At 69.0% G+C, this 19,622-nt stretch carries 17 protein-coding genes and 2 pseudogenes; 9 read left to right on the forward strand and 10 right to left on the reverse strand.

All coding sequences use genetic code 11. The features are described from left to right. Positions 1-284: 284 nt before the first annotated feature. Positions 285-821: an EF-hand domain-containing protein gene (locus ACZ4U1_RS15330; RefSeq protein ID WP_467903420.1), complete on the forward strand. Its 537-nt coding sequence runs from the start codon at positions 285-287 to the stop codon at positions 819-821. A 530-nt stretch (positions 822-1,351) separates the two neighbouring features. On the opposite strand, the gene ACZ4U1_RS15335 is transcribed toward ACZ4U1_RS15330, so the two are convergent. Beyond that, positions 1,352-2,809 carry an NAD(P)/FAD-dependent oxidoreductase gene (locus ACZ4U1_RS15335; RefSeq protein WP_467903421.1) on the reverse strand — a complete coding sequence of 486 codons (1,458 nt, stop codon included), beginning with the start codon at positions 2,807-2,809 and terminating at the stop codon, positions 1,352-1,354. 74 nt (positions 2,810-2,883) lie between these two features. Here ACZ4U1_RS15335 and ACZ4U1_RS15340 point away from each other — a divergent pair, with 74 nt between their 5' ends. Then, the gene (locus ACZ4U1_RS15340) at positions 2,884-4,059 is read left to right on the forward strand and encodes a carboxylate-amine ligase (RefSeq protein WP_467903422.1); all 1,176 of its coding nucleotides are present in this window, start codon (positions 2,884-2,886) and stop codon (positions 4,057-4,059) included. Between the two features lie 459 nt (positions 4,060-4,518). On the opposite strand, the gene ACZ4U1_RS15345 is transcribed toward ACZ4U1_RS15340, so the two are convergent. Beyond that, entirely contained in the window at positions 4,519-5,499 is a 981-nt protein-coding gene (locus ACZ4U1_RS15345) for an ankyrin repeat domain-containing protein (RefSeq protein ID WP_467903423.1), read from the reverse strand. A gap of 514 nt (positions 5,500-6,013) precedes the next feature. Here ACZ4U1_RS15345 and ACZ4U1_RS15350 point away from each other — a divergent pair. Further along, positions 6,014-6,190 (forward strand): annotated as a pseudogene (locus tag ACZ4U1_RS15350) (transposase); the annotation flags it as partial. Positions 6,191-6,762: 572 nt separating this feature from the next. On the opposite strand, the gene ACZ4U1_RS15355 reads toward ACZ4U1_RS15350, so the two are convergent. Beyond that, entirely contained in the window at positions 6,763-6,885 is a 123-nt protein-coding gene (locus ACZ4U1_RS15355; RefSeq protein ID WP_467903424.1) for a hypothetical protein, read from the reverse strand. Positions 6,886-7,065: 180 nt separating this feature from the next. Between ACZ4U1_RS15355 and ACZ4U1_RS15360 the strand changes: the two genes are divergently transcribed. Further along, positions 7,066-7,554, forward strand: coding sequence for a carboxymuconolactone decarboxylase family protein (locus ACZ4U1_RS15360; RefSeq protein ID WP_467903425.1), 489 nt, complete (start codon positions 7,066-7,068; stop codon positions 7,552-7,554). 98 nt (positions 7,555-7,652) lie between these two features. On the opposite strand, the gene ACZ4U1_RS15365 is transcribed toward ACZ4U1_RS15360, so the two are convergent. Beyond that, on the reverse strand, positions 7,653-8,372 hold the full coding sequence (locus ACZ4U1_RS15365) for a helix-turn-helix transcriptional regulator (protein WP_467903426.1): 720 nt from the start codon (positions 8,370-8,372) through the stop codon (positions 7,653-7,655). A 10-nt stretch (positions 8,373-8,382) separates the two neighbouring features. Further along, positions 8,383-9,321, reverse strand: coding sequence for an alpha/beta hydrolase (locus ACZ4U1_RS15370; RefSeq protein ID WP_467903427.1), 939 nt, complete (start codon positions 9,319-9,321; stop codon positions 8,383-8,385). 792 nt (positions 9,322-10,113) lie between these two features. On the opposite strand from ACZ4U1_RS15370, the gene ACZ4U1_RS15375 reads away from it, so the two are divergent. After that, positions 10,114-10,512, forward strand: a complete 399-nt coding sequence (locus ACZ4U1_RS15375) for a transposase family protein (RefSeq protein WP_467903428.1) — start codon at positions 10,114-10,116, stop codon at positions 10,510-10,512. 32 nt (positions 10,513-10,544) lie between these two features. Here ACZ4U1_RS15375 and ACZ4U1_RS15380 read toward each other — a convergent pair whose 3' ends face one another. Next, entirely contained in the window at positions 10,545-11,123 is a 579-nt protein-coding gene (locus ACZ4U1_RS15380) for a hypothetical protein (protein WP_467903430.1), read from the reverse strand. 554 nt (positions 11,124-11,677) lie between these two features. Here ACZ4U1_RS15380 and ACZ4U1_RS15385 point away from each other — a divergent pair. The 3 genes from ACZ4U1_RS15385 to ACZ4U1_RS15395 all read left to right on the forward strand — a co-directional run bounded on the left by ACZ4U1_RS15385 (position 11,678) and on the right by ACZ4U1_RS15395 (position 13,248). Beyond that, positions 11,678-11,878, forward strand: coding sequence for a hypothetical protein (locus ACZ4U1_RS15385; RefSeq protein WP_467903432.1), 201 nt, complete (start codon positions 11,678-11,680; stop codon positions 11,876-11,878). 115 nt (positions 11,879-11,993) lie between these two features. Continuing rightward, on the forward strand, positions 11,994-12,839 hold the full coding sequence (locus ACZ4U1_RS15390) for an SAVMC3_10250 family protein (RefSeq protein ID WP_467903433.1): 846 nt from the start codon (positions 11,994-11,996) through the stop codon (positions 12,837-12,839). Between the two features lie 151 nt (positions 12,840-12,990). Next, positions 12,991-13,248, forward strand: a complete 258-nt coding sequence (locus ACZ4U1_RS15395; protein WP_467903435.1) for a hypothetical protein — start codon at positions 12,991-12,993, stop codon at positions 13,246-13,248. Positions 13,249-13,308: 60 nt separating this feature from the next. Here ACZ4U1_RS15395 and ACZ4U1_RS15400 read toward each other — a convergent pair. The 3 genes and pseudogenes from ACZ4U1_RS15400 to ACZ4U1_RS15410 form a co-directional block, all read right to left on the reverse strand. Beyond that, positions 13,309-14,379: pseudogene (locus ACZ4U1_RS15400) on the reverse strand (RNA ligase (ATP)). A 514-nt stretch (positions 14,380-14,893) separates the two neighbouring features. Continuing rightward, positions 14,894-15,619 (reverse strand): 3-keto-5-aminohexanoate cleavage protein, encoded by a 726-nt coding sequence (locus tag ACZ4U1_RS15405; protein ID WP_467903437.1) that lies wholly within the window; start codon positions 15,617-15,619, stop codon positions 14,894-14,896. Positions 15,620-16,539: 920 nt separating this feature from the next. Then, the gene (locus ACZ4U1_RS15410) at positions 16,540-17,067 is read right to left on the reverse strand and encodes a DUF6584 family protein (RefSeq protein WP_467903438.1); all 528 of its coding nucleotides are present in this window, start codon (positions 17,065-17,067) and stop codon (positions 16,540-16,542) included. Between the two features lie 851 nt (positions 17,068-17,918). Between ACZ4U1_RS15410 and ACZ4U1_RS15415 the strand changes: the two genes are divergently transcribed. Continuing rightward, a complete protein-coding gene (locus ACZ4U1_RS15415; RefSeq protein WP_467903440.1) occupies positions 17,919-18,455 on the forward strand; it encodes a GNAT family N-acetyltransferase in 537 nt (178 codons plus the stop codon). A 462-nt stretch (positions 18,456-18,917) separates the two neighbouring features. Here the strand turns inward: ACZ4U1_RS15415 and ACZ4U1_RS15420 are convergent, their stop codons facing one another. Continuing rightward, a complete protein-coding gene (locus tag ACZ4U1_RS15420) occupies positions 18,918-19,562 on the reverse strand; it encodes a LysE family translocator (RefSeq protein ID WP_467903441.1) in 645 nt (214 codons plus the stop codon). Positions 19,563-19,622 lie beyond the last annotated feature (60 nt).

Below are 19,622 nucleotides of genomic sequence, written 5' to 3' on the forward strand. Positions count from 1 at the left end.
GGAACGACCGTGACCGCGTGATCACCAAGCAGCTCCCGGTTCGAGCTGTGAGGTGCTTCCGGGGCGCGGACAGGGTTTGGCGGTATGCCCCCGGCGTACGCCGTGCCAACTCGAATGGCGGTTCAGGCCGGCCGCGTGAGCGGATATCTCTGAGTTCGGCTACCGGCTCCAGTCCGGCCCCCCGGCCCGGTGCAACAGCGCTTGACTCGGCCCTCGTGTTCCGTCTCAGCCGCTGAAACCGCTCCGTCAACCTGCCCCGACTCGCATATGAAGGAGGATCCGACATGTCCACCCCTCAGACCGAACCGCAGGCGGCGGCCTCGGCCGACCTCACCTCCCCGAAGGCGCGGATCTACGCGATGCTGGACACCGACGGCGACGGAGTCGCCTCCCGGCACGACTACTTCGTCCGTATCGAAAGGGCTCAGAAAGCAACCGGACGCAGCGACGACGACCCCCTGGTCCTTGCCGCCCGCGCCACCGGAGAACGCGCCTGGGCCGCGATGGACGCCAACGGCGACGGCATCATGACGTACGAGGAGTACATCGCCTGGGTCGATGCCGAAAAGTTCGACAACATCTGCCAGTACGCCCTCGGCGCCCTGTTCGATCTTGCCGACGCCGACCAGGACGGTGCCCTGGACCGGTCGCAATTCACCATGTTGCGCCAGGCACTGGGCAACCAGGCGGACAACGCCGATGCGGCTTTCGACGCGCTGGACAGTGACGGTGACGGACGCGTCAGCCGCCAGGAGTACCTGGCAGCGATCCGCGCATACGTCACCAGCGGCGACTCTCCCATGGGAGAGGCCCTGTACTGACCACTTCACCCAAGCCGCGACCGCGCCAGCCTGAGCCATGATGCGAGGTCCGTACATGCTCCGTAGCCCCCTGCAACAGCTGCGCAGAAGACCTTCCGACCGGCAAGGTCGCCGACTTCCTCCGAGCCGCCGAACCGGAACCCGCCAACGCCCGGCCTGACCGGTGATCCCACGCGGCTCTCCCGACGCCCGGTGGACAAGTCGGATACCCAGCCACACCAACTGCCCTCGTTCGTGCATCCACGCCAGGTACCGGGCGTCCGCCTCGGCAGCCGGCGGGCCGAGGAGTCGGCGGGCCGCGCGGTCGGCGACGGGTCGTGTGCCGCGGCGGACGATGGCCGGGAGGGCCTGCGCGGTGGCTGCCCGGGTGGTGTTGCAGGCCCCGGGTCTGGGCCAGGGCGCGGTCGTAGAGGGTGCCCTGACTGGTGCTGCCAGGCGTAGGAAGCCGTGGGTTTACGGGGGTGCGCCGTCCGGTGTGCGCGGACTGCGTGACCTGCCGCCTCTCCTGCTTCCGCGGCTCGCCCCGACCATCAGCCTGAACACGGCGGGTCACCCGGCTGCTTCTCTGTGGTGCTGTGAGCGGTGTGGTGGAGGCGGGGGTGTGGGTGGAGGCCGAGGTAGAGGCCGGCGGCGGCTTGTTCAGGGTTGGTGGGCAGCGGCAGCAGGTCGCTTGTTCCGTGGCCTGCGAGTCCGGGCGGCAACTGGCCGTTGACGGGTTGGCGCACGGTGTGCAGGAAGGCGTCGACGGGGTCGGTCTGGGTGTCGTGGAGGTCTTCGGCGCCGGTGATGATGTTGAGGAAGGATTCGTGCAGGCGTAGGGGTGCCTGGTCGCGGCGGCTGAGTCGTTGGGCTGTGCGGAAGTAGGCGTCGCGGCCGTCGTGGATGCGGTAGAAGGCGCTGACCAGGACGAGGAGCCGTTCGTATGCGTGCCGGTAGGCGGCCTGGTAGAAGGCGTGAGCCGCGTCTTCGTCGACTTCGCCGCGCAGCACGCTGCCGATGGAGGCGGCGGCGAGCAGACCGCTGTACAGGGCGAGGTGGACGCCGGTGGACAGCAGCGGGTCGAGGAAACAGGCGGCGTCCCCGGCGAGGAACCAGCCCGGTCCGCTGAACGCCTCGCTTACGTAGGAGTAGTCGCTCTCGGTTTTCAGCGGGGCGTCCTGTCTGGCGCTGGTAAGCATGCCGGCCAGCAGCGGGCAGCGGGCGATCGCCTCTTCGTAGACGGCCTGAAGTGAACCGCCGACCGCCTGCCTGGCCCGGGCGAAGGAACGCTTGTCGGTGACCAGGCCGACGCTGAGACTGCCGTCGTGCAAGGGGATGGCCCACAGCCATCCGTGGTCCGGCAGTGAGAACACCCCGATCGCCCCACTGGGAGCGGCGGCGAGAGGCGCCGCGCCACGCCAGTAGCTCCAGGTGGCGACGTTGCGAAAGATGTCGTGAAGGCGCCTGGTGCGCAGCTGCCGGGCGGCGAGAAGTCCTGCGCGGCCGGAGGCGTCGATGAGCTGGCCGAACCGGATGCGCCCCGCAGCTCCGTCCTGCCCCGTCCAGGACGCTTCCACGGCCCGGTGCCGCCGACCGGCTGCGCTGCCGTCCTCGAACGTGATCCGTCTCGCGTGGATCTCTTCTCGCACGTCGGCACCCTGCGTGCGGGCATGGTCCAGCAGCAGCTGGTCGAATTCGGAACGCACCACCTGGAAGCTGTAGGCCGCCGGTCTGCCTGGCTCGTCGAAGCTCAGCGACCACTCTTGTCCGCCCCAGCCGTAGAACGCCCCGGCCTTGCGGACGAAACCGTGCGCCTCGACCACCTCACGCGCACCCAGTACGTCCAGCACGGGCAGCAGGGACGGCAGCAGCGACTCCCCGACGTGATAGCGCGGGAACCTCTCGCGCTCCAGCACGCACACCTGGTGTCCCTGCCGGGCCAGGAGGGCCGCGGCGGTCGCACCGGCCGGACCACCTCCGACCACGAGGACATCGGTTCGTTCACGCACGCTGTGCTCCTCAACCGTCGACGAACGCCGTGGACGCACACCGATCAATGACTTTCTGAGACAGTGTCATCACTATGAGCAGTGAACCTGACACTGGGCGGGCCGCGACAGACGCTCCTGCGCCAGTCCTCATCACCGCATCGGGCCACGCCCCCACCCCGCTCACCGTGGGGATCGAAGAAGAACTCCTCTTGATCGATCCGGCTACCCGGGCCCCGAGCCCCCGTGGGCCCCAGCTGGTGCAGGAGGCTGCCGGCGAACTCGGCGAGCGGGTAGGCACCGAGCTGACCCGCTACCAGGTCGAACTCCGCACCGACCCTCACACCTGTCTCAAAGAAGCAGCCGATCAGGTCCGCTCCACGAGAACGACGGTCGCTCGTGCCGCCGCCCGGCTCGGCCTGCGCATCGCCTCCACCGGCACCCCGGTACTCGGCCAGGCGGCCCCCGTGCCCCTGACTCCAGGCGCCCGCTACGCACACAGCGCCGCTCACTTCCGTGCCCTGGACGACGAGCAGACCGCGTGTGCCTGCCACATCCACGTCGGCCTGCCCGACCCCCGGGACGCCGTCCACGTCAGCAACCACCTGCGGCCCTGGCTGCCCACCTTGACCGCACTGGCAGCGAACTCCCCCTTCCAGGCCGGACAGGACACCGGATACGCCAGCTGGCGCACCACCACCTGGGGACGCTGGCCCGTGGCCGGCCCGCCCCCCTACTTCGAATCACCCACCCACTTCGACGACCTCGTCCACACCCTCCTCACGGCAGAGGCACTCATCGACCGCGGTGGCCTGTACTGGGACATCCGACCCTCCCACCACCTGCCCACCATCGAAGTCCGCGTCGCCGACGCAGCCCTGACCCCCGACGACACCATTCTGCTCGCCGCTCTTGTCCGCGCCCTGACCGCCACCGCCCTGACGGCCATCCAGGCCGGAGAACCGGCACCCCGCCCGGCACCGGAAGTCCTGCGCGCCGCCTGCTGGCGCGCGGCGCGCGACGGACTGGCCGGCAACGGCATCGACCCGCTCACCGGCCGCCTGGAAGCCCAGACGACACTGGTCGAACGGCTGCTGCACACCATCGGGCCGGCACTGCGCCAACACGAAGACCTAGATCTGGTACGAGATCAATGGCGGCGCCTGCGCGCGGAAGGAAACGGCGCCGACCGCCAACGAGCCGCTCACCGACAGCGCTCCAACGCGCTAGATGTCGTCGACTACGTCATTTCCGCCACGTGCCCGCAGTAGGCCACGGGCTCAAGGCCCGGCAGCCGCCGGCCCTCCAGCCGCTGCAGCCGGGTGCGGACGGAGACACGCAGACGGCTCGGCGGCACCCGGTCGAGGTTCGTCGAAGCCGAAGCGCCCCGGGGCCTGGCCGACGAGGTCGGCTTCGAGCGAGGGTGGGCAGCAGTGCCCAGGCACCCGCGTTCGGCGTACGCGACCACGGCGTGGCACAGCACGCAACCCCGTACAACCGGCGACGCACGGGGCGCTGAGCGAGTCAACTGGTGGGTATCGCCAACGGAAACGCTCAGGCACACCTGGACCTGTGATCGGGGAGCCGGATCACCTTGCCGTGCCCCGGTTACCCGACCACACCCCGGCACTCCAGCTGCCGGGAACTGGCCATTTCGCATCCTAGGGGGCACTGTCCGAATCAGGTGGCGCGCGATCGGGCCCCATCCGGGTAGAGCGGCGCGGCCGCGCTTATCTGCATGCGGATCGATCAGGGACTGGCAGACCGGTCGGAGCCCTACCCCTCTGAGGCCCCGGAACCCGAGCCTCCTCGCCTGACAGATGCCGGCGCAGCAGCCGAACCGCAAGGACATGGTCGTATCGTTCGGCCACTTCGAGCGGCGTCTGGCCCGCGGCATCCCGCAGCGCCGGATCTGCACCGTAGGCGAGGAGCACAGCAGTCGTGGCCACGGTGAGCGGCTCACCGCTCTGCAGCGCTACGTCCCCTTCCGTCTCGATCGCATGCGTCAGCGGAGTCGCACCGTTTCCTTCGTCGGGGTCCGCACCGGCATCGAGGAGCCGAGCCAGCAGATCCACATCCTGGTGCTCCACGGCGAAAAGCGTAGGCGGCCACCAGCTACTCCCGTCGATAGCCGCCTGCTGGCTGGGTCGCAGCGACATGAAGACGGCGAACCGCCGCCAGGTGCGCTCCACCGCAGCACTCAGGTACGGTCGTGCCTCGCTGATTGCGTTGTGGACCTCGGAGCCCGGTTCGTAGCGGACCAGGATGTCGTCGATCCGGGTGTCGAAGTCGATGGACTGCCCGGCGGGACCGGTCGTCATGTCGGCGAAGATCAACGCGTCCAGGACCGGCGAGTCTTCCCGCTCGTAGACCGCAAGGTCAGCGGAAAGCCCCCGCTGCTCCGCCTCGTACACGGCCTCCAAGTGATGGGCGACCAGTCGCACCAGGCGCGTCGGCGCACCCAGCGACTCAAGGTGACGAGCACCGTCGAGAGCGTGGAACCCGGTGTCACGGAGCGCAGGCGCGTACCCGATGTCGTGCAGCCAGGCAGCTGCGACGAGGAGACTCCTGTCCGCCTTGGACACGGCCGCAGCAGCTTGGTGAGCCCGGGCAGCCACGGCTTGGGTGTGCAGCCACCGATGTGCGAGCGGGGCAAGCAGGGACTCGGCGAGTTCGGCCGCTCCCTGGGGCGTGTCCAGCGCAGAAGGCATGGATGGAACGGTAGCCGAGCCGAAGGATGGCTGACAGGCCACGATCCAGCGCTCGCCAAGTGTTCTGTCACGGTCGGGACGACGTAATGGGCTGGAACGGGTCGAGCCGATCTCATCTCCACTTCATCGAGCGCAGATGTCCGCAGTCAGCGCATCCTGATAGCCGGATCCGGACACGTCTCGCAGAGATCCAATGGCTCATCAGGCATGTCCGGAGTGGCAGGCGGGCCTCGGCGTTGACGGCCTGCCCGGCGGCTGCGAAGGGAACGCCGGAGCATCCGTGGCCGGAGAACGTCGCCCGCAGCGGCCAGGCCCTGTCAGACGTCGAGGATTCCGCGACCATACAACTGGGCCCAAGTCCACAGGCATTCAAGAACAGAGGGCCGGGGCCCCGGGGCCCACGGCTATGAGCCGGGCACCCGCAAAGCGGCCAGCACCGGTAGGTGGGATGGGCCGGCTGGGCGAGGGCGGCGCCGACGTCGGCGGTGAAGGGTGGGCCGGTGGGGGTGCGACCGGGCCGAACGAGAACACGAACGGTCTGCTGCGGCAGCACTTTCCCACGGGCACCGACCTGGCGGTCCACACCTGCGAGGACCTGGCTGCCGTCGCCGCCGAACTGAACAACCGCCCACGCAAGGCGCTCGGCTGGGAAACCCCACCCGAGCGCCTGCGTCGGCTGACGGCTTCTTTGAGCTGGCCTGCGCCTATCTGGGATCGTCGCTTTGCCAGGGACAGACGAAGAGGGGGGCTGGACAATCCATGCGTTGAGCAGGGTGTTCAGCTCAGCCTCGTCCGGGGCGTTGGCGGACCGATGAGGCCTGAGCCGATGTCGTAGTCGAAGCCATCCAAGCGGTCGCGGTCGTACTCCCAGTGCTCAAGCCGGAAGCTACGTTCAACGTCGCTGCGAACCCACCCCTCGCCCCCGGCCTGGACATCAGGCTCACTCCGCGCGGGGCGGATGTCCACGAATGCGCGGCGATCCGGTCGCGATGGCGGGACTTCCGCAACCAGCCTCCTACCGAGTCGGAGCGCGGTCAGTTTGTCCGTCGGCCAGTGCGATCCGTGATTCGTGTGGTTCATTCTGTTCCTGTCCGTGGCGGGCTGACCAGCGGGGGCCAGCGCGACTTCTGTGAGCCATGAGCCGCTCGAACCGAGCCCGCCGGAACGGCAGCCCACTCCTGCCGGCAAACGCAGCACTGCTCACCGCGCACCGAGGTGGTGCCCGGGTCGGCGCTCCCGACCGGTCATCGAGCGCCGGCGCCTTCAGGCGGGCGACGATCCGGTGAAGGCGCGGCGGGCGACCGTGCTGGGAAGGCACATCGAGCACAACCAGTCGCCGAAGACCACCACGGCCGGGAGCGCGCGGAGCCGAGGTGCACTTCGCACGCGACGTTCCCGACGCCCGGCTCGCAGTCCTCGCGGCTTGGACACGTTCGCCAGAAGGCGGTCGTCAGCAGGTTCGAAGGGCGTCGGGAAAAAAGATCTTCCGGTTCCGGTCACATCGTGGTGAGCTGATCCGTCAGTGGAGTGAAGTCGCCGATCAGGCCGATGTGAAGGAGTGCAGTCATGACGAACCCCTCGATTTCCCGGATGCCGAACCCAGCCGAGTTCGTGCCGGAGCTGAACGATGTGAGCGCCGCTCTGTTCAGGGCCACGGGCAACCGCTCGGTGCCACGAACCACCATGAGCCTGGTCCATCTGCGTGCCGGACAGATCGTCGGCAACACCTACCTGACGATCCTGAACACGGGGTTCCTGCGGAAGGCCGGGGAGTCCGAGGAGCGCATCACCGCCGTCTCCTCCTGGCAGGACGCCCCTTACTTCAGCGATGCTGAACGCGCCGCGCTGGCCCTGGTGGAAGCCACCCTCCAGCCTGCGCCGGTCGGCAAGGAGCGCGTTTCCGACGAGTTGTACGCCGAGGTGGCCAAGCACTACGACGAGAAGGCGCTGGCGACTCTCACCATCGCCATCGGTCAGATCAGCTTCTTCATCGCCCTGGCCGTCATCGGCAAGCCGCAGCCGGTGACTTCTCTCGCGGACCAGCAGTGGGACTGAACTGCCCGCTCTGTTAGGCAGGCGCTGGAAGGCCTGGCCGGAGCACGCCGCCTGGCCAGGCGGGCGGATGATGCCACGAGACCAAGCTGTTCCGATTGTCATGGAGGGGGTACGAGTGAAGCCAGCGCGGTGGGCCGTACCGCGCTGGCGGCGGCCGAGCCGAGCAGCAAGTCGGCCAGGTCATGGCGTTGCGCCCGCTCATCGGTCGGGGCCGCTGCGGTGATGCGGTCCAGTCGGAAGCCTCGACCGGCTTGCCGAGTGCGGCACCAAGCGATGAGGTACCACTTGCCGTCGGCGGTGAGCAGTCCTGCTGGTTCAACGAGGCGGTCGCTCTCCCGCCCGGCCGCGTCGACGTAGGAAAGCCGCAGCACCGTGCTGTCGGTGAGAGCCTGCTCCACCGCGGTCCGGACCGATTCCGCGGTTTGTGTCGGCAGCGCGACGATCCGGGCGGCGAGTTCCTGAGCCGTCTTCGAAGCAGGACCGGTCATCGAGGCCGCGACTTTCTGGGACGCGGTACGGATCGCGCCGGCGTAAGGGGCGGAGGCGTCGGCTACGGCGAGCGCGGCGACCAGCGCCGCGGCCTCTTCGGCGGTGAAGCGGATCGGCGGGAGGGTCATCGCAGGGTCGATCGACCAGCCGCCGCCCCGCCCGGTGGTGAAACGCACTGGGGCACCCGCCTCCAACAGCGCCTGGAGATCGCGCTGCACCGTGCGCGTACTCACCTCGAACCGCGCGGCGAGCGCGGCGACCGTCAACGCTCGCGGCGCCGCCGCACGCAACTCTTCCACCAGTGCATAAAGCCGAGGAGTGCGGTTCATGGGACCGACGCTACCGTCCCGCGCCGGCCAGGAAATTACGCTCCCGCTGCTGTTCTCGTGCGGTGATGGTCAACGGGAACAGGGTGAAGCCGTGCATCGCGCCCGCCACGACGTCGAGTTGCACGGGTGCCCCGGCCGCCTGCCACCGCTGGGCCAGGAAGAGCGAGTCGTCCAGCAGCGGGTCTTGAGTGCCGACGACGATCCGGGCGGACGGCAGACCGGTCAGATCGGCGTACAGCGGCGAGACCTCCGGGTCGCGGCGCTCCTCCGGGCCCATCCCCTGCGTAAAAAGCTCGTAACTTCCCCGCACGGACTCGGAGTTGCTCAGCAACCGCCGGGAGCCGAACAGCCGCTGGCTCGGTGTCATCGACAGGTCGTACGGACCGAAGGCCAGGTGGGCCGCGCGGAACGTGCCGGTGATGCCATGCCGGTCGCGCAGCCGCAGCAGGGTCAGGACGCTCAGGTGAGCACCGGCCGACTCGCCACCGATCAGCAGCCGCCCGGTACTGAACTCGGCCTCGGCGTGGTCCACCAACCACCGGGCGGCCGCTTCGCAGTCGTCGGGGCCAGCGGGGAACGGGTGCTCCGGTGCCAGGCGGTAGTCCACGCTCACCACGGCCAGCCGGGCTTCCACTGCCAGCCGCCACAGCTTCTCGTCCTGCCCGTCCGCAGAGCCGAATGCCCAACCGCCACCGTGTATGTGCAGGTACACGCCGTCGACCTCATCCGGCACGAACGCCCGGACCTTCACCCCGCCCGCGACGACGCGGTCCTGGCCCTGCGGCAGTCGCACTGGTGGCGTGTCGCCACCGAGCCGGTTGCGCCGCAGAAGTGCCAGAACGTCCGCATTCGGCGCTTGGCCACGAGGGGGACGGCTCGCGGCAGTAGCTTCGAACTGGGCGTTGAATGCCAGGGTCTCGGCGAGGCAGTCCTCGTCTGTGATCGTCATGCGTCGACGGTTGCAGATGTCTGCGACAACACCCTGTCACCCTTTCCTTGTGAACTGCGTCACGCCCCTCATCCACTTCCCGGTACGATGCCCTGACCGCCCAACGCTGCGGCATGCAGCGCCGCCCGCCCGCCGCCACGTTCACCGCGGTGCCGGCAGCGCGGCCAGAGGCCGACGATTCTCACCGTGGCCGACAATCCGCCACACCGGTCGCTCGGGCCGATGCGCGGTCATGAGGGGCAGGGTCGTGATCTCCCCACCGTGACCCGCCGGTTCGGCCGTGAGCGGTCGAGGAGGCGGAGAGGGTGAGCGAACAGCTCGCCGATGCACGCGGCTCGGTCGCGCCGGCGCCGGGGCAGGTGGGCGGCCGGGCGGTGCTGCTGATCCCGCACCGCACGCCGGACATAGAGGAGACCATGCTCCCACCGGACTACCAGCGCATTTCTCGCCGCTGTGCGGCAGGCCGCCGGGCCGGTCATGGTTCGGCAGTTCGGCGAGATGCCAGGAGTCGACGTCGCTGTGCGGTCCAAGCTGGAACCGCTGTGCGGGAGGCTGGTCAGACGCGTTGATCGCGGCTGCTGCGCAAACTGTCCGACGGCCGGTTCATCACCCGCCTGCGACCGGCCGCGCTATCGCCCGGAGCGGTGCGTCGCGGGAGTAACCACGGCGCCCCCGGCGGCCGTTGGATTTGTGTGACGAACCAAAGAACGCGCCGAGGGCAGCTGTCCGCTTGCGGACCGTCAACCATCTGGCCGGTCTGCTCAGGCGCCATCGGAAGGCGATCCGTTCCAGGTGGCGAATGTTGTCGCCCGGGTCGATCGCGGTGATCGTCCTGGCCGTGCTGCGTCACGACCAGCGCCTGGCGCCCAGCGCCGCACCGGAAAGGCCGACCAGCGGAACTACTCCGGCAAACACCGCAGCCACGGCCTGCACTTTCTCGCCCTGCCTGACGAGAGGGGCCGCCTGATCTGGATATCCGCAGCCCGGCCCGGCCGTACCCACGACAACACCGCCGCCCGCCACGACCACATCCTGGCCCACCTGCACGCCGCCGGCCTCGGTGCCCTCGCGGACCTTGGCTTCCGCGGTCGAGCACGGCTTCACCCACCTCAAGACTGGCGGACCCTCACCAAACTCTTCCGCCCGAACCCGCCCACGCGACCCGCCTGCTGCGTGCCTTACCCGTTCTGACGAACCCCGAAGTCAACCGCTGAGCTTGTGACTCAACGTCCGCTTCGAGGATCGGCCAGTTGGGTAGGGAGATTCACCGACGCATCGTCACTCACAGAGGCGACCCCGAGGTCACGGCGCATCACGGTCCTCATCGTCCGCAGCAGTTCCCAGACCTCCGCTTGGGCCCGGAACGCAGCGGCCATCGTCTCCCCAGGTTCGGGCTCTTCTCGCTCAAGGCGTTTGACCTGGCCGTATACCCTGTTCAGGGCTTTGTTGACCTCACTCGCAGGTACGAGCACGTCATCAGGGACGATCATCTGCGCTTGTGAGTACGTGTCACGGTGGGCTCTTTTTGCCTCGTCGAGCTTTGCCCGGTCGGGTTCCTCAACCCTACGTTCCTGCATGGCATGCAGGAACTGGCTGAGCTCCGTGGTGAACTGACGTGCGTCCCGATTGAGCTCCACGTAGCAGGTGCGTCGGAGAAGTAGGTTCTCGCGGACCTCTTCATGGTCCCGAACCAGCTCTATCTCCCGACGTTTCGCCCGTTCAGAGGCACGTTGAGTAAGCAACGATCCCCCCAATGTTCCAGCCACACCTGCCACCGCGATGATCACAGAGCCGAGATCCACAGCACCCCTCGAAGCCGCTTACAGTCCACTGATCAAGTTCTAGTCACGTTCCACACCGGACGTTAAGCGGCAGGCTGACGGACGATCTACTCCGCAGACTGCCGCCTACGGCCAGCGGGGGCAACCCGAGAGCCGGTCACACCAGCCCCTTGCCCTGCGATGTCAAGTTGGCGGAGGCTCAGGGGAGTCCACCCGATGGCGCCCACGCGATGCACTGCATCCGATGTCGTGCACCGAGTGCAGAGCATCGTGCGGTGCTCTCAGTGGATCGATGCGCAGATGGTCACGACAGCCAGGCGGTGGAGTGCCGCTGCCGGGACAGGGCGTGGGCGTTCGCGGCGCGCGGCGGCGTTACCGATCCGGTCTTGCCGAGCGCTGGGCCGACGGAACTTCCCGGCAGGGAGGTCGGGTTGGCCGGCGTCCTGGAGCCGCCGTCGTCGCCTACGTCAGCTCCTGCTTCTTCTGCTCCTTCGACTTCGGGGTCCGAGGCCTCTTCCATATCGGCTCCCACGGCGAAGGCCCATCGGGCATGGCGTCGGTCTCCGAGCGAGGAGTTGCTGCGCCGCCTCGCCGAGCGCAACCAGCGGGAGGACGGCAACGCGCTGACCGTCACCGAGCCGGCGCTGGATGACTTCTACGCCCGGTTCGAGCCCCCGCCCGACGAGGTCGAGGAGATCATCAGGCCCGGCTCCTTTCGACCCGCCGTGCCGCGAGAGGTGGTCCAGCAGACGCCGGGCTTCGGCGAACTTCGTTGAGACAGGACACCCGCGCACCGGCACGCGTCGCGTGGCGGCGGTCCGCCCCGGGCATATATCGGAGCGGCGCGCGACCGCCTGCCGCGTGCGACCGTCCAGAAGCAGGGGGAAGCCGGTGCGCGAGTTCGTCTACCTCTCGAAGAGGAAGCTCAGGCAGTTCACCGAGTCCAACGGCGATGCCGGCCGGCCCCGCTGGTGGCGCCGCCTCGGCTTCGAGGGTGAACTGGCGTTCCCGCCCTTCGGCCGAGCCAAGGTGGCCAGCCGAGAAGCCGCCGCGGAGCCCGTGACGCTCACCGTGGACGAGGTGATTGACGAGTTCGAGCGGGGGGACCGCGCGGCCGGATGGTTCGCCGACGACAGCGTGGGCGCGGGGTCCTGGGCCTTCTTCGAGGCACCCCTGAACTACCGGGTGATGGACGACAAGTACTTCCGATCGGCCGTTCTCTTCCTGGACTCGGGAGTACGCTCCCCGGACTACCGGACGGGAGGCTCGGTCCGGCTGCTGCTGCACGGGTCTCGGGAACACCTGCTCGGCATGGAGGGAGCCTCACCGGTCCGGCTGGATGTACAGGCGGAACTCGACCGGACCGAACCGGAGGAGTTCCACGTCGCCTCCGACTCGTCCTACCTGTACCGGCTCGCCGGGCAGAGCTTCAGCCTGGAGGACGAGACCGTGGAGTACCTGCTGCCGGACCTCAGTGACCGCCTCCTGCGCAATGACGAGCTGTCGCAGGAGCTGGGCCGCACCCCGTTGCGCATCGTCTACCAGCACCGCAACTTCGCCGAGGGGCTGAGGATGACCGTGCGCCTGCTGGACGAGGCCTTCGTCCCGGAGACTGCCGCCTGGATGCGCGGTTACGCGCGCATCACGTCCCGAACGAACCTGTACAACGATGGAGAGGACGAGGTGCACCTTGTCACGGCCACCCCGCTCTACGTGGAGTACGCGCCCCAGCCCTGAACCACTCCAAGGGGTGACGGACATTGGGTGCCTTACAGTCGGAAAGCCTCTCATTGCCATGTAAGGCACGCCATCCCTGAACGGGGGAAGATCCGCATGTAAGCGGTGCCGGACCGGTAGACCACCGGCTGGTTCAGGTACCCCACGGACTATGGGATCTCTGGACTGGGCACCGGCGCTGCTGGGACGGGACGGCGAGTCGGCCGGGCTCGAAGACGTCCACCTGGACGCACTGGACCAGGCGACCAACGGCGACACCGCCCTCGACCTGCGCTTCCTCAACACTGATCCCCACGCCATCCAACCGACGACAGTGAAGCCGCATCCGTGGTCGGCCACGGTGCCGACCAGATCACCGGCGGCCCGTGCCACAGGGCGGCACGGGTGGGCGCAGCGGCCTCCCCCGTAGCGCCGGGCCGCGCGACCCACCGCCGGCCAGCCGCAGCGCCGGGCGGCTTGGAAGCCGGCGTCACTCGTACTCCGTGCCGCCCTGCCGCGTCAGGTACGCCGGACTCACCGCCTTGGCGATGGCCCGGCCGCCGGTCACCTCGCTGTACCGTTCCACCGCAGGCCGGATCACCACGCCCTCCCGCAGATGCAGCTCCCGGCCGGAGACGGTCTCCCGGCCGGTTGCGAGTGACAGCACCCTCTCCGCGTCGTACGGCCCCTCCCAGAGGCGCGGGACCAGCGGCAGCTCGCCGCTCAGGAGTTCCCCCGCGTCCAGCCACCGCACCGCGCCCTCGATCTCCGCGGACACGTCGAACACCGCGTACCCGAGTCGGTCGTCCCGGCGTCCGTCCGCGCCGTATGTCAGGTCCTGCACCCCCGCCCCGTACACCTCGCCGAAGATGCCGACCCGGCGGGCGCCCAGCCGGCGGGCGAGGCGCGCCGCGGCATCCGCCACGCCGTGCTGACGTATCGCCCGCCAGTAGAGGTTGCGCGGGTCCTCCTTGAGCGCGAGAGACTTCGCTCCGAAGCCCTTGGAGGAGACGTACACCCGGTCCTCGTCGGCGACATACGTCAGCAGGCATGCCGAGCCGTGCAGCTTCTCCGTCAGGACCACAGCCTCGCCCGGTGTGAAGATGCCCGGAAAGCGCTGGATGTTCTCGATGTCGACCCAGGGGAGCAGGTCCGCGGCCGGTTCTGCGTCGCCGTTCATGGTGGGCGGGACCGGGAGGACTCACTTGGTGATGCCCAGGCGGTCCGCGAAGTCGGTGCCGGCCAGCGCTGCCTGGGTCAGATCGACGTCCGCCAGTGCCTTGGGGCGGCACACGATGCCCTGGGACAGTTCGCCGCGCAGCCGTACCGCCTTCACCCGGTCCGAGCGGCTGCCCGCCAGGCGTTCGGTCAGGCCCAGCTCTTCGATCAGCTCCGGCGGCAGCACGGCCTGCTCAGGGATGTAGACGGCCGTTTCACCGATGCGGTAGGCGCCCTTGGCGACGACGGCCCGGTACAGGCCCACCTGGGCCAGTTCCAGCGCGTCGGCGTTGGGATGCTCGTGGATCCTGAGGATTTCGGCGGTGACGCGCAGCGTCGACATGTTCAACTCCAGGGCGTGTGTGCCTGTTTGCTTCTCATCGCCTTTCACTGTCCGGACGGCAAAGCGGTGGAGCGAACGGATTAACGCTTGCTAGAGTCGCGATCTTCGGCCGGCGGCGAGGCGTGCGCGGAGTCACGGGCCGGCCGAGCAGGCCGCCGCCGTCGACGCCTCTCCGCACGTCTGGTGGCAGGGCGTACTCGCCGATGCCGAGCCGTCGTACCCCATCGACCACATCTTCGAGACCTGCGCCGCGATCGCCCGGACCGTCACCCACCTTTTCCGCGGCGCCTGGGGGCGCGGGCCGGCCCGCCGATGCGCACTGGTGCACTGTGCCGAGGAGTGGCCGTACCACCTGCTGTCCGATTTCTCGCCGTTCGACTGGTAGTACAACGACGCCGAGGACCAGGCCGTCCGTCCTCGAACTGCGCGCCTGGCTGACCGGACCCGGTGCCACCCACCTGCGCGCCCTGGGCGCGGACGGCCTCGCGATGCGCACCGAGCTGCCGGCCCTGCCCTACGACGAGCGCTGGGCGCATCCGTACTGGGACACCGCCTCCGACACCAACTGGGCGTTGGAACGGGCGAGTTGGCCGTTCGCCAGGAACAGGGTGTCCTCCAGGCCGATGCGGGTCGCCAGGCCCAGGCGCGCCGCGAGGCGGAGGACCGGCCAGGTGCCGCCGTTCTCGCCGTGGAGGAGGATCGGGCGGTCGTGGCGGTCCAGTGCCGAGAGCAGGGTGCGGGCCGTCTGCTCTGCTGTGTCCGGGTTCTGGTCCGTCACCTCCGCCAGGATGCGCAGGACCTCGCCGGCCAGGGGTGAGCGGGCGAACCGGGTCGCTCCGTCCGTGTCCGACCAGATGCCCGCTTCCACGGCCACTCCGCGCTCCAGCAGCGCCGCGGCCACCTCCTCCGCGCCCGGTTCGTGCCAGTTGACCGAGGCGTGGTCGGGGAGCGTCGTCCAGGTGCGGATGCGTGCCACGCGGGCCGATGGGTCCGGATCCGTCCACGCGCCCGTCGTCACACCGACGGGGACCGTCACCCGTGCCTGTATCGCCTCCAGGGTCGGGGCCACGACCCGGGGAGAGAGGGAGTCTTGGCCGCACGGGGTCTTCGGGTGGACGTGGACGTCCGTCGCCCCGGCCGCCACCGCTTCGGCCGCGGCGGTGGCCAGCGCGGCCGGGGTCAGCGGGATGTGGGCGCCATCCGTCGCGCCGCGTTCGCCGTTGAGGCAGACCTGGACCATGCTCCATGATGCCGGTCGCCACTGACAACGCCCTCCGGCGCAGGGGGTGCGGCATGCCCGAAGCACCCCCGTCACGTTACTACTGCAACGGTGTTTGCCGTGACTGATGAGCAGGTCATCGGGTGCTGGACGCCGTCGCCCGTCAAGCGGTGATCGAGGATGGCGTTTCGGGTCTTCATGGGGGCGATGGCGTGCTCGACGGGGGCGTGGATGTGGCGGTGGGGAGCGTGATGTTCTTCCTTTCAGGCGGCCGGGTCTGCTCTGTCCGCGCTGGTGGTGGTGCGGGATGGTCAGGCTGGCGTCCCGGTGGCCGTTGTCGGTGATCACGGTGGTGCGGCTCGGCGGCGCTCCGTGGCTTCGGACAGCGTGCAGGCTTTGCGGTTGGTGCGGTTGGTGCGGTTGGTGCGGTTGTTGCAGTTGTCGGGCGACGGTCCGGCCGATCACGACGGTAAAGCGGGGTGTCTGCGTCGGTGACGAGCTGGTGGTCGGTGGGGCAGGGGTAGTGCACCGGACCATCTGCCCGTGCAGTGGTCGGGGGTAGGGGGCGGCTAGGGTTCCTTCCCTCGGTGAGCACGGTGCCGACGGGACCGCCTGCGGGGCTTGGGCGCGAGCAAGCGCGAGTGGGGGACCGAGCTGGCTGATGCTGCGGTCAGTCGCCGTATTGCGGGTCGCCGAGCGGTGGTGCGGGCTGGCGCAGCGTCACGTTGATGCGTCTGTACGCGTGACCAGCAGCACCCCGGTCGTGCAGAGGCCGGTTCCCTGGCCGACCCGTGCGTGCCGCATCAGCACCCTGGTGCCGCGGTAGGGTTGCCGGTTTGCCGAACAGGCGAGGGCTCAGCCCGGTGAAGGGTGCTGTTCCAGGACGGATCCGCATCCGTGATCACAGCAGTCACCGCGAGATCATGGCTCTCGCCCCTGGGTCAGTCGAAGAGAGCAATGACTCCGTTCACCCAGATCGCAAGGAATGCAAGGGCCCCGATCAGACAGCCGATGCCCGCCAGCACACCGCCCACCGACCACGGCTCGGAGGGCTCCTCAAACTCCTCCTCCAGGCCCTCCCGGTAGGAGTCCGGGTCGTCCCAGTCGACGGGATGGCCCAATTCCTCGGCGCAGGCGGTCCGCACCGCCACCAGCTGAGCTTCCGCGAAGGCGGTGGCAGCCATCGCTTCGGGGCCGCGCCAGGCGAGGGCCTTCATCCGCCACCCGGGAGATCCGTACCGTGCCTCGAAGGCGGCGGTCTCCTCAGCGTCGCGGTCCTGTTCAAGGTACATCCAGCGTCCGGCCTCAGCGGCGTCGCCGTAGAGCCGGTACACCTCGGCCAGGCGCCGACGCAGCGTCAGGTCGTAGGGGAAGGAGGAGACGAGACCACGCAGACGCTGGCGCGCGAGGGGAACCCGGCCGGCGGCCAGGTCTGCGTCGACTCGGGCAAGGGTCTGTCTCAGGGGCATGAACGCATGATCGGGTACCGCGCTGATCTACGTCGACCTGGTTTTGTTGCTCAGCACTCGCTCGCTCTCGACGGCGCCGGCTGAACGTCACCGAGGAAACGGTGACCATGCCTGTCAGACGGTCGTGGCCGACGCCAGCTCCCTTCGCGGCACGGGGCGAATCACTGATCCGCCTGCTCCCGCGCCCAACTCCCGGACCACTCCGGTTGCATCCCCGACCTTGCGACAGCAGCGGAGCGGATCGCCTGCCACTGGCGCCTGCCTACCGCTTCACCTCGTGATGTGGGTGGAGCTCTGGCGTGCGGGTGGGCTCGGCCGGTGGCGCGGGCGGCCCTCGCGGCCGGCCGGTGCACAAGGGATCGATCGACACGGATTCCGGGTGGGTTGGGGGGCGGCTCTCCCGTGCCGGCTGGGCGAGCCAGAGCGAGCTACGCCGATGGCGGGCAGCGCCGTATGTCCACGGTGTCCGCGGTGTCGAGGGGGAGTTCGCCGGCGGGGGAGTTCACCAGCCCCCAAAGAGCCCCAACGTGGGCCCGTAGCTGCTGGCGCGCCCGGCGTTCCTCCACTGCGGACCACTGCGCGACGGAGCGGTCCCGCTGGGGGGCGGGCGAAGGAGTAGATCTCCACCGTGCGGCGGATCATGCGGCGTTGGGGCTTTATGGACTGCCGTGTCGCGTCGGTGAAGCTGTGTGCGCTGTACCGGAGGTCGTGGAGAACCACCGAACGCAAGGGGTTTCCTGATACCGCCCCGCTTGGGAGGACAGGTGCTGTCAGCGGTGCATACGACGACCGCCGCATCCACCCGACCCGTGTCATCGAGCGCCCGTGCGAGTTCATGCGAGGATCTCGACGTGAACGATCTACGCTTTCGCCTCGCCCAGGAGAGCGACCTTGCCCCTCTCGTCCGACTGCGTGACGAGGCCGCCCGCTGGATGCTCGCCCAGGGCATCACCGGCCAGTGGCAGCCCGGTCAGCTCGACGAGGACCACTTCCGCAGGGTCATGGCCAGTGGTGAGGTCTGGCTCGCCGAGGCTGGTGGCCGCCTGGCTGGGGCGTGGGAGCTGTGGTGGGAGGACGAGGACGCCTGGGGGCCGCAGCCGCCGGTGGCCGGCTATGTGCATCGGCTGATGGTGGACCGCGGCAACGCCCGGCCGGGGACGGGACGGTGCTTGCTGCGGGCGGCGGAGCGCCGCATCGCCGCGACGGGACGGGCGTTGGTGCGTCTGGACTGCCTGGCCGGCAACGGGCGCCTGACTGCCTACTACCTGGACGCCGGTTACCGGGTCGTCGGCCACAAGGCAGGCAAACCGCAGCCGGGAGGTGTGCCCAAGTCGTTCACCTTGCTGGAGAAGACCTGCGGACCGGTGGCACAGGCCCAGCGACTGTAGCCCGGGGGCACTACGGTTGCAGACGGTGACGGCACTCGAGGTCGGTCCGCTTCCAGCCGCAGCTGCTCGCGACGCGTCCGGCGCTCGGCGGTCAGCCCGCTACCCTGCGGATACCTCATGTGGACGACGTACCGCAGGGATCAGGGCCATCTCAATGCGGTTGGCAGGCGGCGCAGCAGAGCGGTGGGCAGGCGGGCCGGTCCTGCAACTGCTCGAAGGCGAGACGCCCCGTGGCGTCCCACGCAAACCAGCTCGCCGTCCAGCGCGGTCGCGTCCGGCAGCTCCGCGACCTCCGGCTGCGATCTCCACAAAACGCCGGTGCCGTCTCCAAGCCGCGTCTGGAGTGCAGCACTACCTGGCCCGCGTCGACAAAGACCAGCGCACTGAACTCGTCCTTTTCCAGACTTCGTTGTGCTATGAGACTCGCAGGCACCGGCAGGATCGCAGTGACGTGGTTCTGGTTCAGGTGGAGACAGGGGTGCGGGAGAGCGCGGTGCGCAGCGCGAAGACGCCGAGCAGGCCACCCGCCGTGAACCGCTGGGCCGTCATGGCACGGGGCCGGGCGGTCAGGAACCCCGACACCCGCGCTGCGCCCAGCATGATCAGTGCGTTCACCGAGATCCCCACGATGATCTGCACCCCACCGAGCTGGAGCAGTTGCGCCCAGGCCGGACCTGCCTGCGCGTCCAAGAACTGAGGCAGCAGGGCGGCATACATAAGAGCGATCTTGGGGTTGAGCAGGTTGGTCAGCAGCCCCATCGAGAACAGACGGGCGTCAGAGACCCGGGGCAGGTCCTGGGCCGGGGCGAAGGGCGAGCGGCCGCCGGGCTTGAGCATGCCCCAAGCGAGGTAGGCCAGGTAGGCGGCCCCGGCAAGCTTGACCACCATGAACGCCACCGGCACGGCAGCGAACAACGCCGACAGGCCCGCAGCCGCGGCCAACAGATAGCACACGAATCCCACAGCGGTCCCACTGAGGCTGACCAGGCCCGCCCTGCGGCCTTGGGTAATCGCACGGGAGGCGAGGTGAACCATGTTCGGTCCCGGAGTCAGGGCCATGCCCAGTTCGATCAGGGCCACTCCTGCGACTGCGGTCAGCGTGATCACCGGTCATCCTTCTGCTCGGTCGTCGGGCACCTGATATGAACTGGGTCGCCCATGTGCAAC

It is taken from the genome of Streptomyces sp. NPDC028928 (assembly GCF_055564915.1).